The sequence below is a fragment of the Pseudomonas sp. TE9122 genome, assembly GCF_056278925.1.
Genome location: NZ_JBWBQI010000001.1, coordinates 4,683,271 through 4,697,219 on the forward strand (window position 1 = coordinate 4,683,271; position 13,949 = coordinate 4,697,219).

At 62.2% G+C, this 13,949-nt stretch carries 9 protein-coding genes; 3 read left to right on the plus strand and 6 right to left on the minus strand.

The annotated features are described in order from the left end of the window. Positions 1 to 3 precede the first annotated feature (3 nt). The 6 genes from ACZ9BE_RS21100 to ACZ9BE_RS21125 are packed head-to-tail and all read right to left on the minus strand — an operon-like array spanning position 4 to position 10,186. Positions 4 to 816: a YfaP family protein gene (locus ACZ9BE_RS21100; protein WP_476249899.1), complete on the minus strand. Its 813-nt coding sequence runs from the start codon at positions 814 to 816 to the stop codon at positions 4 to 6. A gap of 3 nt (positions 817 to 819) precedes the next feature. Continuing rightward, complete coding sequence (locus tag ACZ9BE_RS21105) at positions 820 to 2,439, minus strand: DUF2300 domain-containing protein (RefSeq protein WP_476249900.1); 1,620 nt, start codon at positions 2,437 to 2,439, stop codon at positions 820 to 822. 1 nt (position 2,440) lies between these two features. Continuing rightward, positions 2,441 to 7,015: an alpha-2-macroglobulin family protein gene (locus tag ACZ9BE_RS21110; protein ID WP_476249901.1), complete on the minus strand. Its 4,575-nt coding sequence runs from the start codon at positions 7,013 to 7,015 to the stop codon at positions 2,441 to 2,443. Then, positions 7,012 to 7,662, minus strand: a complete 651-nt coding sequence (locus ACZ9BE_RS21115) for a DUF1175 domain-containing protein (protein WP_095181920.1) — start codon at positions 7,660 to 7,662, stop codon at positions 7,012 to 7,014. Before ACZ9BE_RS21115 ends, ACZ9BE_RS21110 begins: the two co-directional genes overlap by 4 nt. Beyond that, a complete protein-coding gene (locus tag ACZ9BE_RS21120; protein ID WP_476249902.1) occupies positions 7,647 to 9,359 on the minus strand; it encodes a DUF2138 domain-containing protein in 1,713 nt (570 codons plus the stop codon). Before ACZ9BE_RS21120 ends, ACZ9BE_RS21115 begins: the two co-directional genes overlap by 16 nt. Before the next feature lie 35 nt (positions 9,360 to 9,394). Beyond that, positions 9,395 to 10,186: a YfaP family protein gene (locus ACZ9BE_RS21125; protein ID WP_476249903.1), complete on the minus strand. Its 792-nt coding sequence runs from the start codon at positions 10,184 to 10,186 to the stop codon at positions 9,395 to 9,397. A 498-nt stretch (positions 10,187 to 10,684) separates the two neighbouring features. Here ACZ9BE_RS21125 and ACZ9BE_RS21130 point away from each other — a divergent pair, with 498 nt between their 5' ends. The 3 genes from ACZ9BE_RS21130 (at position 10,685) to dxs (ending at position 13,801) form a co-directional block, all read left to right on the plus strand. Then, positions 10,685 to 10,927 (plus strand): exodeoxyribonuclease VII small subunit, encoded by a 243-nt coding sequence (locus tag ACZ9BE_RS21130; RefSeq protein WP_016772991.1) that lies wholly within the window; start codon positions 10,685 to 10,687, stop codon positions 10,925 to 10,927. After that, positions 10,924 to 11,811, plus strand: coding sequence for a (2E,6E)-farnesyl diphosphate synthase (ispA, locus tag ACZ9BE_RS21135; RefSeq protein ID WP_476249904.1), 888 nt, complete (start codon positions 10,924 to 10,926; stop codon positions 11,809 to 11,811). Before ACZ9BE_RS21130 ends, ispA begins: the two co-directional genes overlap by 4 nt. Positions 11,812 to 11,902: 91 nt before the next feature. Continuing rightward, positions 11,903 to 13,801: a 1-deoxy-D-xylulose-5-phosphate synthase gene (gene dxs / locus ACZ9BE_RS21140; protein ID WP_476249905.1), complete on the plus strand. Its 1,899-nt coding sequence runs from the start codon at positions 11,903 to 11,905 to the stop codon at positions 13,799 to 13,801. The last annotated feature ends 148 nt before the right edge of the window (positions 13,802 to 13,949 follow it).

Below are 13,949 nucleotides of genomic sequence, written 5' to 3' on the forward strand. Positions count from 1 at the left end.
GATTCACGGATAACTGAACGACTTCACCAACGTCAACTCCCCCGCCGTCCGCATCGGCACTACAAACGTCTCCATCTTTTCGCTCGGCGTGCCTTCTTCAGTAATCACCGTCACCTGCGCTGTGGTCAGCGCCTGCACCGCTTCATCCCCACCTTCGTCATCCGCGCGATACCCGCCGCCGTAATAATTCACATACACCAGATATTGCCCTTTGATCGGCGCGGGCATGGCTGCGATTTCCGGGCCGTAGCCGGTGGTGACGTCGACGTCGAGGGCGGCGCCGTTGGCGGCGCTGCGGTTGCCGTACCAGATGTGGGCGCCGTCGGGGGTGACGAGGTGCAGGTCGAGGTCGGTGCCGTCGCTGTCCCAGGCCAGCAACACGCGCAATTTGGCCGGTGTGACGCCGCCGCGGGCGTTGAGGAATTGCGTGCGGTGGCGTTGCTGGCCGTCGGCGCTGCGCACTTCGACGCTGTTGCTGCCATTGGGGAAGGAGAACGGGCGATCGAAGCCGCCGGTTGGGTCGATTTTCAGTGGCATGCTGACGCCGTTGACGATCAGGCGCCCGGGTTCATTGTTTTTCGGCACGGCTTTGATCTGGCCGCTGATTCTCGCGGTATTGGCTTGGCCAAGCGGTGTGTTGACCGACGAGGCCGGGTAGTTGACGGTCTGGCGAAAGCTCTCGCCCTCGCCTTGCGGTGCGCCGCTGCGCCAGCCGCCGACCGGGGTGTCGAGTTTGACGCCATCGGCGGCGTGAGCCTGCGGCAGTACGTTGAGGGCACAGAGCAGCAGCAAGACCTGTGGATAACGGAGTGTCATGGTCTATTCCAGCAAAAGGTGACGGGCGAGCCCTTCGATGTAGGTTTCATCCTGGCCGTTGGGGTGTGCTTCGAAGGCCAGGTGCAGATATTCGTGGGTCAGATCGAGGCGATCCTGCAGGCTCAGCACGCCGCGCACGTATATGCGCTGGCGTTCGCGGTCGACGAAGGGCCGGCCGAAGGCAAGTTTGCATACGGCGAAAGTGCTGACTTCGTTGTAGCCGGTTTCGCTTTCGAGCTTAGGACGCCAGCCGCGTCGCTGCTTTTGCAGCCAGTCTTGCGCGGCGGGTAATGCTTCGCAGGAGGCGACCGGGTTGTCCCAGCGGCTGAGGCTGGCGCGTGGATAGGAGTGCAGCAGAATCGCGTCGTAGCGCTGGCCGGCGTTCGCTTGCTCGACGGCTTGCTGCCAGGCGAGTTTGTCCGGGCCGGGCTGGTCGGAGTGATAGGTGACGGTGCTGCCGGCCAGTACCAGATCCGCCGTCCACGCCGCGATGTTGCGTGACTCGGCAGAGGCTGGACGCGGGGCGACGCGCTGGCGATTGCTGCTGTCGTCGATGCTCAGGCAGTCGCCGTTGCGCGTGGCGTTTTGCAGCAGATAAGTGCGGATCGCTACGGCCAGCGCCTTGGCGGCTTCGGCAGGTTCAGGTTTGGCTTCGCGCTCAAGGACACGGGCGACATATTCTTCGCGATCAAGCCTTGCGACGAGTTTGTCGTTGAGCAGAAACAATTCGCCATCGCTGTGGATGTCCAGCGCGTTGCCGTTGGCGAATTCGACGTGGTAGTCGCCGCGCAATGGCCCGGACGTGACAACACGATCGCCGGCCAGAACTTTCGAAACCGGGTATTTCGAGAACAGCCCGACTTCCACACAACGCCCTGCGTCCGCTGGCCACGCCGTCGGCAACACGCTGGCCAGCGCCTGAGCGTAGTGCCGCAGAACCATTTGACTGGTACCGCGTCCACCCGCCCAGATCGGTGTGCCGTCGGCGCTCCAACCGGCGAATCCACCTTGCCGCGATTGTGCATCCTGGTCGCCGAGCCAGCTCCAGGTTTTCACCCGCAGGCGCCCGCCCAACTCGCCGACGACATTGCCGTCCGCCGCGTTCAGCACGACATCGAGCAGCACGCGGCGCGTCTGATCCTGCGCTGGCAGCAATGCCAGAACGCTCAATAACTCGGCAACCGAAACCCTTGTTGCCGGTTGCACGGCTGGCAAATCCAGCAACCACGACGGTGCCTGCCGCGACTGCCAATACGCTCGCCAATCCTTCGCTGCAATGCCCAACCGCGCGGGGTCGAAATACAGACCGCAGGATTTCACCAGTGCCTGATCCCGCTCGATCTTGCCGCCCGCCGAGCAGCAATAAACTTCTTCTTTGGACTGCCCGCGACATTCATAAGCCGGCTCCCGCGCACCGGTATCCACCAGCCAGGCGTAGACGAACAACTTCCACAGACTGCCCAGCGGCGCATCCAGCGACGCTGGCAACGGTTCGCGCTTGATCAGTTGCGTCTGACTCAACGACAACAACTCGCCCTGATAGGCCACGCGCAACGGCTCATCCTGCGCTGACGCCAGCGCAGGCATCACACCCATCAGCAGCCACAACAGCGGCCGGCGCATGTCAGTTGACCGTGACCTGACCGAGGGCAGCTTTAGCCTCCTGGGCCTGATGCTGCGGTGCATACACTTGCTTGAAGCGTACCGGCGGCAGGTTGAACTGGCCCTTCTGCGAGAAGCGCACCAGATGGCGCAGGCGCAACTCACCGCTCAGCGCATCAACCGGCACCGCGTAGGCCAACTGGCCCGGTTCAAAGCGCGCCTTCTCCAGCGCCGTTGGTTCGGTGCCGTCCTTGCCCTGCAATTTGATGCCCCATGTCGTGCGCTCGACATCCGCGCCCGGTGGCAGCGGCACTTCAAGCATGCCGTAGCGCAGCGGTTTCGGCGCTTTGCTGGTGAGGATCACCTCGTCCAGGTACAGGCTGTCGCTGGACAGCGGCTTGGTGCCGACCGGCTCGAGTTTGAAGGTGAACGCTTCGTCGCCCGGCACCAGCCGCGACAGACGCCGAGTGACGCTCACGGCCATCGGATCGACCTGCGGCTGTTGAGTCTGGAAGCTCAGCGCTGCACGCAACGGCCGCTCTTGCGTGCCGGACACGCTCAGTACGTTCGGCAAAGGCGTCGCGCCTTGCCATGTCCAGTACATCTCGCCGCTGGCGCCGTAGTTTTTCTTCCAGCCCTCACCCGGCATCAGCGCGATGGTCGGCGAGGCCTGAGCGATGCTGCGTTGCAGCCAGGTCAGCGCCAGTGCACGTTCCAGTGTCGATTGCTGCGGCAACAGACGTTGCAACAACGCCGTGGCGCGAGCCTGATCGAACGGTTGCAGCGACAGGTTCAGTGCTTCAACGAAGGGCTGCGAGCTGACGGCCAGACGTTGTTGCGCTGCGCCCAGTTGCCGATTGAACGCCTCCGGCAAAGCAACTTTCGCCTGCGTGGCCAACGATGCAGTGAGTACCCGCGCCGTCGCCAGACCAAGTGCCGAATCCGGGTCGTTCATCACCAGACTGTCCTGGCCGTCGTCGAGCAAGGTTTCGGCACTGCCTTCACCGGCCTTGACCAGATCGTCGATCAGACCGCTGAGCAGTGTGTTCACTGGCAGCTGCATCTGTTTGGCGAACGACAGAATCAGCGCCCGCTGCAGCAATGGCGTATTCGGCGCTTGCTTGGCGTACACCTCGAGTACGCGCTGCCAGTGCTCCGGCGGCAGGGTCAGGTCGAGTACGCGGCTGGCATTCCAGTCAGCGTAATAGGCATAGGCGGTGAGAAATGCATCCGGCTCGCCGTCGTAGCCCCACCAGGTGAAGCTCGCCGACGGCCCGGCCATTTGCACCAGACGCAGACGGCTGTTCTGCATGATCAGGCGCAAGCGATCGCGAATCTGCGGGTTCGACGCCAGCGATGGATAAGCGATGCTCAGCGGCAGCAAGCGACTGGCCGTCTGCTCGACGCCGCCGTACGGGTAGCCGAGCAGATCATCGAGGGCGGAACGGAACAGCGCTTGCGGACTGTCATCCAGACGCAGGCGAATATCCGTGGCATCCGCCGGCAAACTCAAGGGTGTATCGCCGCTGACCACATCGAGACTTTGCGTTTGCGTGACTTGCCAGCCTTCACCGGTGGCACTCAAGCGCACAGCCAGGGCATCGGCGACTTTGCCGTCCTGCACCAACTCCGCCGTCCACTCGCCAGAGGCCAAAGCGAACGCCGGCAGTGGCAGGTAATTGATGCCGCTGTTCAGAGTCACCGGCAGACGTTGTTCGGTACCGGCATAGTGAGTCACCAGTTCAGCCTTGACCGGTTTCTCCGCCTGACTGAAAGCGAACACACCCAGTTGCGGCTGATCGCCCTTGCGGAATCTGCTCGGCCCGCTCCACTTCAGGTACAGCGGTTTTTCCGAACGGACAAACTGCTTCTTCTGCCCGACCTGACCGTCATCGGCAATCGCCCGAGCGGTGATGCGCCAGCGGGTCAGCGAGTCCGGCATCTTGAAGGTGAAGCGGGTTTTGCCGTCGTCGCCGGTCAACAGCTCCGGCTGCCACGCAGCAGTGTCGACGTCTTCACGGCGCGGACGCTCAAGCACCTTCACGCCGCGTTCGCTGCGATTGGCTTTACCCGGGGCGCCGGGGCTACCCGGCAATGCCACGTCGTAGCTGATGAATGACAGGCTGGCACTGGTGCGCACGTTGTTGCGCCGAGGGTGATAGAAGAACTGGTCGATGCTCGGCGCGACTTCCGGTTGCAGCGCGTAGACCATTTCGTCGACCACGCTGACCGTCAAGTGTGCCGGAACCGCTTTGCCGGCGAACTGCGTGGTCAGGTCGACCGTGACCGTATCGCCCGGCAGGTACACCGCTTTGTCGGTGCTGATCGCCACGTCGATTTGCGGCGCGACCACTTTGATCCCGGCGTTCTGAAAGCTGTACTGACCGCCCTTGGTGTAGAGCACGGAGAAGGTCAGGTTCGGCGCGAAGCTGTCTTTCACCGCAATGCGCGCGCGGTATTGGGTGTCGCTGAGTTTTTCCAGTTTCAGCCAGTCGCCGCCCTTGGCCAGCAGCGCAGTGGCCTCGACCTTGTCGCGCTCCAGCGACAGCAGTGCGTCGCTGACCGGCTCAGGGAAGGTGATCAGCGCCAGCGCTTCTTCGCCCGCCTTGTACTCGGGCTTGTCGAGGACGATTTCCACCGTGCCCGGCACCGCTTTCACACCGTCGCCGGTGACCGAATGGCCGGTGGCGCCGAGGACGCGACCGTGTTGATCCTTCAGCGTCAGGTTGTAGGTGCCCGGACGTTCGAAGGCGAGGCTGAAGCCTTTATCCGTTGCGGCGAGTTTGCCTTCGCCGGTGCTCTGATCTTCCAGGCGCACCCAGGCGTAGCTGCTCGGCGTTACGGCTTTGCTTTGTTCGGTGCCGCCCTCGTTGGCGTAGCTGAAGGCAACCTTGTCACCGACTGCACTGAAACGCTGCGGCGCACTCAAGCGGAAACTCGCCGCGCCACGGTCGATGAGGATTTCCTTGGTGGTCTTGACCCGATACGCCGCGCCATCGCTGGCGAACACGGTGAGCATGTAGCGGCTCGGTTTTTCCGCCGCTGGCAGATCCAGTGTCGCGTTGCCTTTGCTGTCGGTAGTCAGTTCGGTGCTGGTCAATTCCACCGGGAATTGCCCGAGGTATTGCAGCTCGTTGTCGACCATCGACAGTTGCTGGGCGCGCAGGCTCAGGCTCAATTTGGCGTTGGCCACCGGTTTGCCGTCCGGATAGAGCAGCACCAGATTGCCTTTCACCGGCTCACCGGTGCGGTAATCCTGCTTGGCCAGATTCAGCGAGATTTCGAAGTGCGGCTTGATGTATTCGGCGACGCGGAAAGCACTGCTGTAGGCCTGATCCTTGTAGTTGAAACGGATCTCGTAACCACCGGCCACGGCGTTATCCGGCAACTGGAAGCGACCCTGGGTACCTGCTTTCGAATCAAGCTTCAGATTGAGGGTTTGCAGTTCGGTCCCCGTGGCATCGAGCACGCTGACACTGACATCCGCCGCACCCGGCAGCACCGAATCACGGGCATTCTTGAACTCGCGCCCGACGATTTTCAGCGACACCCAATCGCCCGGGCGATACAGCGGCCGATCGGTGAAGGCATACAGTTTGGTGTCGTAGATTTCGCTGTCGTAGTAGAAGTTTTCCGAGACGAATACGCCGCCCTCTTCGTCCTCGCCGATGACGAACGAACGCTCCGGGCTGACGTGTTTCAGACGCAGCAGACCGTCGGCATCGGTAGCACCGCTGCTCATCACGCCGAGGCCATCGGTCCACAGCACATTGACCTTCGGCACCGAGCTGCCTTCGTGTTTGCGCGCGGCCCAGACCAGCAATTCATCACCGGCAATCTTGCTCACCGCGACGGTGTTGGAGACGAAAACCATGGTGGTCGCGCGGTACTTGCCGATCAGCGCTTCGACCAGATACAGCCCCGGCTTCAGGTTGCCCAGCGGGATGTACACGTTGCCCGGTGCGACGCTGACAAAGTCGCTGGACGAGCCGGCCAGATTGACCCCGGCCGGCGGCTGAATCGGCTTGGCCTGCCACAGCGGATAACGGAACTGGCTGACCACCGGCAGACCCGGGATCAGCGCAAATTGCGGCTGCGCGTCGTACGGCGTCGGCGCGGCCATGGCCTCGCCCATTTTCAGTTCCGGCACTTCTTCGGTGACCTGCTTGCGCGATTCGTAAGAGAACGCACGCTGCATCACCCGCCGGGATTTGCGATACCAGTTGTCCCACAGATACGCGAGAGTGTTGGACAAACCTTCGCCCTTGAACTGGCCGTCACTGACGACGCGGTGCAGGTTCTTCTGGCGCTTGAGGAAATCCAGCGGCTTGTCGATGCGATATACGCGAATGTCGGCGCCGCCGTACGGTTCCATGCGAAAGCGCCGGTAGTCACGACCCGGGGCTTCGAGGCGGACCATCGCCGGCTCGTCGCTGGCAAAACTGCTGTCGGCGAGCAGGAAGAAACTCTCACCGGCCACCGGCGTGTAATTGCTCGGCTCCACCGAGTCTTCGGCGTTGACCCAGGTAAACGGCAGCAACAACGCTAACAGCAAAGAAATTCGCGAACAGATACGCAACATGCGGGCACCGGTCATTGGGAGAGAAAGTTCAGTCGATAGACGCCGATGAAGTTGGGGTTGGCTGCGTCGGGTATCCATCGGGTGTCCTTCCATGTCATGAGTTGCTGCAGGCTTGCCGAACGCATGCCGTTGTCAGTGGGGGTGGTGGTGCCGGTGTGATAGGCGATGTAGCGGCCCATCCAGATCATCAGGTGCTGATCGTCGCCCTGATCGAAAAACATCAGGTCACCGGGCCGCGCCTGCGCCACATCGCGGCCGACCAGATGGCTGTTGAACTGAATCAGTTTGATCGCGTTGACGTACGGCCCGACCTTGCCGCCGCCCTGCTGCCACTGTTGCGCGAGCTTGCGTTGCTCGTTGCTCAGCGTCAGTTCCGGCGGCAGGTAGCGATTGGACAGACCATTGCTGCGCAGCCATTTGTCGTCGTGGACTTTCAGCGCTTCGTTGGCGGCAAAGCGCACCAGCCCGGCGCAGTCCTGCTGATACCAGCGCGGGCTTGGGCCTTGGCTCAATTGCTCTTGAGCGATGCGCACAAACCAGGCGCGAAACACCTGGGATTGCGCCGGGTCGAGCGCTGGCGCTTCAACTGCTCGGGCGCCTGCGCTCAGCAGCAACGCAAGCAAGCCGAGGCTGCGGATCAGTGCGCTCACAGCGCTTTCCATTCCAGTGGCAGCCATTGCCAGTGGCCGTCAGGCTCACTGCCTTCGGGCAAGGTCAGGGCATATTTGCCGTAGCCGCCGAGGGTGCGCAGTTTCGGCATCAGGTAGGTTTGCGCGGCGTTGTAGAACACCGGCTCCATGTCCTGCGGCAGGCTGTCGAGGGTTTCGCGCTGCATCAGTTGCGCCATCGCGTCCGGGCCGAAGTAGATCGGCATCAATACGTCTTTTGGCAGCACGTCGGCCATCGGCGGGAAGCGCTTGTCGAGGGTGCCGAGGGCTTTGTCGACGAGTTTGTCGTCGAGGGAAAACAGCAGCGTCGAGCCGTGACGGGCGAGGCTGACTTTCATGAACGCCTTGCCGGAAATCGCCTCCGGGTTCTCGGCGGTCTTCGCCGCGTACGGCCCGAAACTGGAACTGACCTGACGCTGCCAGACGTGGCTCTGGCCTTCCTGCTTGTCGATCACCGGGAATACGCTTTCGGCGACATTGGCTTCGAACGCGCCGACCATCGAGCCGAACAACTTGCCCAGATCACCATCAAGCTTGCTGCTGTCCTTGTCTTTGAGGCTGGCGACCAGCAACGGTGTGTACAACCGCGAATCGGCGTACCAGCACAGGCCGGCCGCGCCGGCGACATGTTCGGTGAGGGTCTGCGCCACCGCTTCTTCGGCGCCGAGTTTGATCAATATCGGCTTCTGCGGTTCGGCCGCCACTGGCAGGGTCACGCAAGCGCTCGCCCCCAGCGGCATCGCTTGCCAGACCGGTTTGAAATCGAAGTCCGGCTGGTTTTCCAGTTCATCCATGGCCAGATAGCTGTGCCAGCCCTTGTCGTCCATGTCGAAACGCAGTCCGGCGAAATTCGGGATGAAGCGCTGATAGCCCATGGCGAGCACGCTGGAATTGACCGACAGACGCTGCTTGGTTTCCGGGCTTTTCGCCGGCAAGCCGAACGCTTCGGGGAAAAGTTTTTCACCGTTGAGCAACGCCGCCAGCGCTTGCGCGGAGACGCGGCCCGATTCTTCCGAGACGCCGCTTTCCGGGTCGTAGTACTTGGCTGGATTGGACAGCACCACCAGTTTGTCGCCGCGCGACGCAAACAGCAGCGATTTGCTGGCGTTGTAGCTGAGTTGATACAGCGGCACGTCATCGCCGCCGACTTTGAGAGTGCCGAAGATGCTGAGCTGAGTGTCATCCAGCGCCACTTTCGCCAATGGCTCGAGCAGCTTGGCCAACCCGCCGCGATCCATCACCAGCAGGAAATCCTTCAAACGACCATCGGCGCCACGCCACAGCGCAACATCGGCCGGTTGATCGAAAAGCTGCTCGATCAGGCTGTCCTGCAACTTCAGGTCATGCTCGTAGATGATCCGCCGCAGGCTGCCGATCAGGCCGAGGCGATCGGCGTGGGTTTCGTAATAGAAGACGAAATCCTCGGTAAGCGTGGCCTTGAGGAACGGCACCGTCAGGAGGTCCTTGGGCAACTGGCTCAGTGAACGGGTTTCGAGCAAGGCATCCGGACGACCGAGGCCGAGCCTGTCACTGGCCAGTGCCGCCGGCGGCACTTTGGGCTTGAGCAGCAGCCAGCCGAAACCGCCCGCCACACCGGCCACCAGGCACAGGCCGAGCACGACCAGCGGCCAGCGTCGCGAAGGTTTGGCCGCCGGTGTCGCGGCAGCTGGAGTCACAGTGTTATCGCTCATGTTCACAACATCCGAGTTCATCCGTGGCGGGATGCTTAATAGTTGAAAGTCTTGACCAGCAGCAGATCACCGATCGCCCGCAGGGGCACGATGAAGGTTTCGCGTTTTTCGTCGACGGTGTTTTCGTTGAGCACCAGGGTGATCTGCGAAGTGATCACCTCGTTCTGATTGCTGGTCTCCTCGAAGTTATAGCCACCATCGCCGTAGTTGCCCCAATAGTTGACGTAGACCAGATACGTGCCGTGCAGCGGCGCGGTCATGGTGAACATTTCCGGGCCGGGGCCGTCGACGCCATCCGGGTCGAGACCGCCGCCATTGCTCAGCGCCGGCCGTGCCCAAAAGGCATGCTGACCGTCGGGGGTGACAATATGCAGATCCAGCTCGGCTTTCGGGTCGTCCCATCCCAAGACAAGACGAATCTGCGCCGGCGTGCGCAGATTATTTGCTTCATAAAATTGCACGCGCTTGAGCGACTGGCCCTCGGCGCTGATCACTTCGACGCTGTTGGAACCGGCGCCAAATGCGTAGGGCCGGGCAAAACGTCCCTGATCATCGGTGTACAGATTCAATGGATTGCCGTTGACGGCGAGGCTGTGCGGCGGACGCATGTGGCCGAGGGCTTTGAGCTGGCCCTGGATCATCGTGCGATTGCGCTGAATGCCGCGATCGATCGGCGGCGTCGGGTAGGCGACCTGCGAATTTTCCGAACGATCGAGCAGGCCGTGATAACGCCAGCCGCCGACCGGCTCGGACAATTGCGCAGCCGGCGCGGCCCACAGCACAGGCGCGCAGGCGAAGCCGATCAGCAGCAAAAGAAATAAACGCATGTGACGCCTCCTGCCATGCCTTAAACGAAACCTTGCACCCGATCCTCGGTACTTCACAGCGGTGAACTGCGTTTCGTCTGAATGCCCCGCAACTGTCGGGGCCGTAGAAGCCGCGAAGATTAGCGATTCGGCAGTTTTTTAACAATCGGATACATGTGTGATTGCTGTAGGAATCTCGCTTTCGAGAGGGCGTGAGCCGAATAGCGAAGTTATTCGGCTCATAAAATGAGCCGAATAAGCCTCAGCCCCGAAACTTCACATTAACTTTGTGACGAGGGGATTTATCCCAGCTCGGCTGCGCAGCAGTCGTAAAACCGGCGACTTCGATTTTCCTGAGAGTATCGGTTGTCTGGTTTTAGGGTTGCTACGCAACCCAGCGGGGATAAATCCCCTCGCCACGGGGTCATGTGCGCGGCTTTGGGTGGGGCGTCTCATTTGCCCATACCCCCCCTATCTGCTAGTGTCGCGCCGGTTTAACGTCTACCGGAAATTGCCGCCATGGCCCGCAAAAAAGCTGCACTGGATTTCGAACAATCCCTCGCCGACCTGCAAACACTGGTTGAGCGTCTGGAGAACGGTGAATTGTCGCTGGAAGACTCGCTGACCGCTTTCGAGCAGGGCATCGGTCTGACCCGTGACTGCCAGGCGGCGCTGGCCCAGGCCGAGCAGAAAGTGCAGGTGCTGCTGGAGCGCGATGGCGAACTCGCCGAGGAACCCTTCGACGCGGATGAGCCAGAATGATCGCGGCGTATTCGGCGAGCAGTCAGGCCCGGGTCAACGCGGCGCTGGAAACGCTGTTCGACGCGCCGCTGCCGGAACTGGCGCGGCTCTACGAAGCGATGCGCTACAGCGTGATGAACGGCGGCAAGCGCGTGCGCCCGTTGCTGGCTTACGCCGCGTGCGAAGCCCTCGGCGCAAAGGCTGAACAGGCCAGCGGCGCGGCGTGTGCGGTCGAGCTGATCCACGCCTACTCGCTGGTGCATGACGATTTGCCGGCGATGGACGATGACGATCTGCGTCGCGGCCAGCCGACCACCCACAAGAAATTCGACGAAGCCTGTGCGATTCTCGCCGGTGACGGCTTGCAGAGCCTGGCCTTCAGCGCCCTGCTCGACCCGCGCCTGAGCGATTGCAGCAGCGAAATCCGTCTGCAGATGGTCACGGCGCTGGCCCATGCAGCCGGTCCGGCGGGCATGGTCGGTGGTCAGGCCATCGACCTCGGCTCGGTCGGTCTCAAGCTCGATCAAACGGCCCTCGAGCAGATGCACCGACACAAGACCGGCGCGCTGATTGAAGTCAGCGTCAAGCTTGGTGCACTGGCCAGCGGCCGCGCCCAGCCTGATCAGCTGCAGGCATTGCAGACTTATGCACAGGCCATCGGCCTGGCCTTTCAGGTGCAGGACGACATCCTCGACGTGGAAAGCGATACCGCTACCCTCGGCAAACGTCAGGGCGCCGACATTGCCCGGGACAAACCGACCTACCCGGCCCTGCTCGGCCTCGACTCTGCCAAGGCCTACGCTCTGGAACTGCGCGATCAGGCCCTGCAGGCGCTGCGACCGTTTGACGCGGCCGCCGAGCCGCTGCGCGAGCTGGCCCGGTATATCGTCGAGCGGCGCAACTGACGGCGTATCGGCCAAAAAAGACCAACGCGTGGGCAGGGGCCGATGCATCAGGTAAACTGCCGCATCTTTTATACCTATAACGATTCGCCTGATGCCCACGACGTTTCATGAGATTCCCCGCAAGCGCCCGACCACGCCCCTGCTCGACCGCGCGAACACGCCGGACGGCCTGCGCCGGTTAGGCGAAGCCGAGCTGGAAACCCTGGCCGATGAGTTGCGCCTGGAATTGCTCTACACGGTCGGCCAGACCGGTGGGCATTTCGGTGCCGGCCTGGGCGTGATCGAGCTGACCATCGCGCTGCATTACGTCTTCGACACCCCGGACGACCGTCTGCTGTGGGACGTCGGGCATCAGGCGTATCCGCACAAGATCCTCACCGGTCGCCGCGAGCGCATGGCCAGCCTGCGTCAGAAGGACGGCATTGCCGCATTCCCGCGCCGCTCCGAGAGCGAGTACGACACCTTCGGCGTCGGCCACTCCAGCACCTCGATCAGCGCTGCGCTGGGCATGGCCATTGCTGCCCGCCTGCAGGACAGCGATCGCAAGGCCATCGCCGTGATCGGTGACGGCGCGCTGACCGCCGGCATGGCCTTCGAGGCGCTCAACCATGCGCCGGAAGTCAACGCCAACATGCTGGTGATTCTCAACGACAACGATATGTCGATCTCGCGCAACGTCGGCGGGTTGTCGAATTATCTGGCGAAGATCCTTTCCAGTCGAACCTACGCGAGCATGCGCGAGGGCAGCAAGAAAGTCCTTTCGCGCCTGCCCGGCGCCTGGGAAATCGCCCGTCGTACCGAAGAATATGCCAAGGGCATGCTGGTCCCTGGCACCCTGTTCGAAGAGCTGGGCTGGAACTACATCGGCCCGATCGACGGCCACGATCTGCCAACCCTTATCGCCACCCTGCGCAACATGCGCGATCTCAAAGGCCCGCAGTTCCTGCACATCGTCACCAAGAAAGGCAAAGGCTTCGCCCCGGCGGAAGTCGACCCGATCGGCTACCACGCCATCACCAAACTCGAACCTCTGGACGCCCCGGCCGCTGCGCCGAAAGCCGCCAGCGGGCCAAAGTATTCGGCGGTGTTCGGCGAGTGGCTGTGCGACATGGCGGCGGCTGACGATCGTCTGGTCGGGATCACCCCGGCGATGAAGGAAGGCTCGGATCTGGTGGCGTTCAGCGAGCGTTTCCCGGAGCGTTATTTCGACGTGGCGATTGCCGAGCAGCACGCGGTAACGTTCGCCGCCGGCATGGCCTGCGAAGGCGCGAAACCGGTGGTGGCGATCTATTCGACATTCCTGCAACGCGGTTACGACCAGTTGGTACACGACGTCGCGGTGCAGAACCTCGACGTGCTGTTCGCCATCGACCGCGCCGGTCTGGTCGGCGAAGACGGCCCGACCCACGCTGGCAGCTATGACCTGTCCTACCTGCGCTGCATCCCGGGCATGCTCATCATGACCCCAAGCGATGAAAACGAATTGCGCAAAATGCTCACCACCGGCCACCTCTACAACGGCCCGGCGGCAGTGCGTTACCCGCGTGGCAGCGGGCCGAATGCAGTCATCGAAAAAGATCTCGAAGCGATCGAAATCGGCAAGGGCATCGTCCGTCGTCAGGGCAGCAAGGTCGCCATGCTGGTGTTCGGCGTGCAACTGAGCGAAGCCTTGAAAGTCGCCGAGAAGCTCGACGCCACCGTGGTCGACATGCGTTTCGTCAAACCGCTGGATGAAGCGCTGGTGCGCGAGATCGCCGCTAGCCACGAGTTGCTGGTGACTATCGAAGAGAACGCAATCATGGGTGGCGCCGGCGGCGCGGTCAGCGAATTCCTCGCCCGCGAGAACATCCTCAAGTCGATGCTGCATCTGGGCTTGCCGGATATCTATGTCGAGCATGCGAAACCGGCGCAGATGCTCGCCGAGTGCGGGCTGGATGAGGCTGGGATCGAAGCGTCGATTCGCCAGCGGCTGGCATTGCTCGCCCGCTAACTCGCTGAACACACAATACCTGTGGGAGCGGGCTTGCCCGCGAAGGCGACGGCACAGTCAACCTCGATGTTGAATGTACCGGCCTCTTCGCGGGCAAGCCCGCTCCCACAGTGTTTTGTGGAAGCATAAAATTTGTGTACATCTGCAA

Coding starts and splice junctions, on each gene's coding strand:
- ACZ9BE_RS21100 (WP_476249899.1), bottom strand. CDS start 816: ATGACACTCCGTTATCCACAGGTCTTGCTGCTGCTCTGTGCCCTCAAC.
- ACZ9BE_RS21105 (WP_476249900.1), bottom strand. CDS start 2,439: ATGCGCCGGCCGCTGTTGTGGCTGCTGATGGGTGTGATGCCTGCGCTG.
- ACZ9BE_RS21110 (WP_476249901.1), bottom strand. CDS start 7,015: ATGACCGGTGCCCGCATGTTGCGTATCTGTTCGCGAATTTCTTTGCTG.
- ACZ9BE_RS21115 (WP_095181920.1), bottom strand. CDS start 7,662: ATGGAAAGCGCTGTGAGCGCACTGATCCGCAGCCTCGGCTTGCTTGCG.
- ACZ9BE_RS21120 (WP_476249902.1), bottom strand. CDS start 9,359: ATGAGCGATAACACTGTGACTCCAGCTGCCGCGACACCGGCGGCCAAA.
- ACZ9BE_RS21125 (WP_476249903.1), bottom strand. CDS start 10,186: ATGCGTTTATTTCTTTTGCTGCTGATCGGCTTCGCCTGCGCGCCTGTG.
- ACZ9BE_RS21130 (WP_016772991.1), top strand. CDS start 10,685: ATGGCCCGCAAAAAAGCTGCACTGGATTTCGAACAATCCCTCGCCGAC.
- ispA (WP_476249904.1), top strand. CDS start 10,924: ATGATCGCGGCGTATTCGGCGAGCAGTCAGGCCCGGGTCAACGCGGCG.
- dxs (WP_476249905.1), top strand. CDS start 11,903: ATGCCCACGACGTTTCATGAGATTCCCCGCAAGCGCCCGACCACGCCC.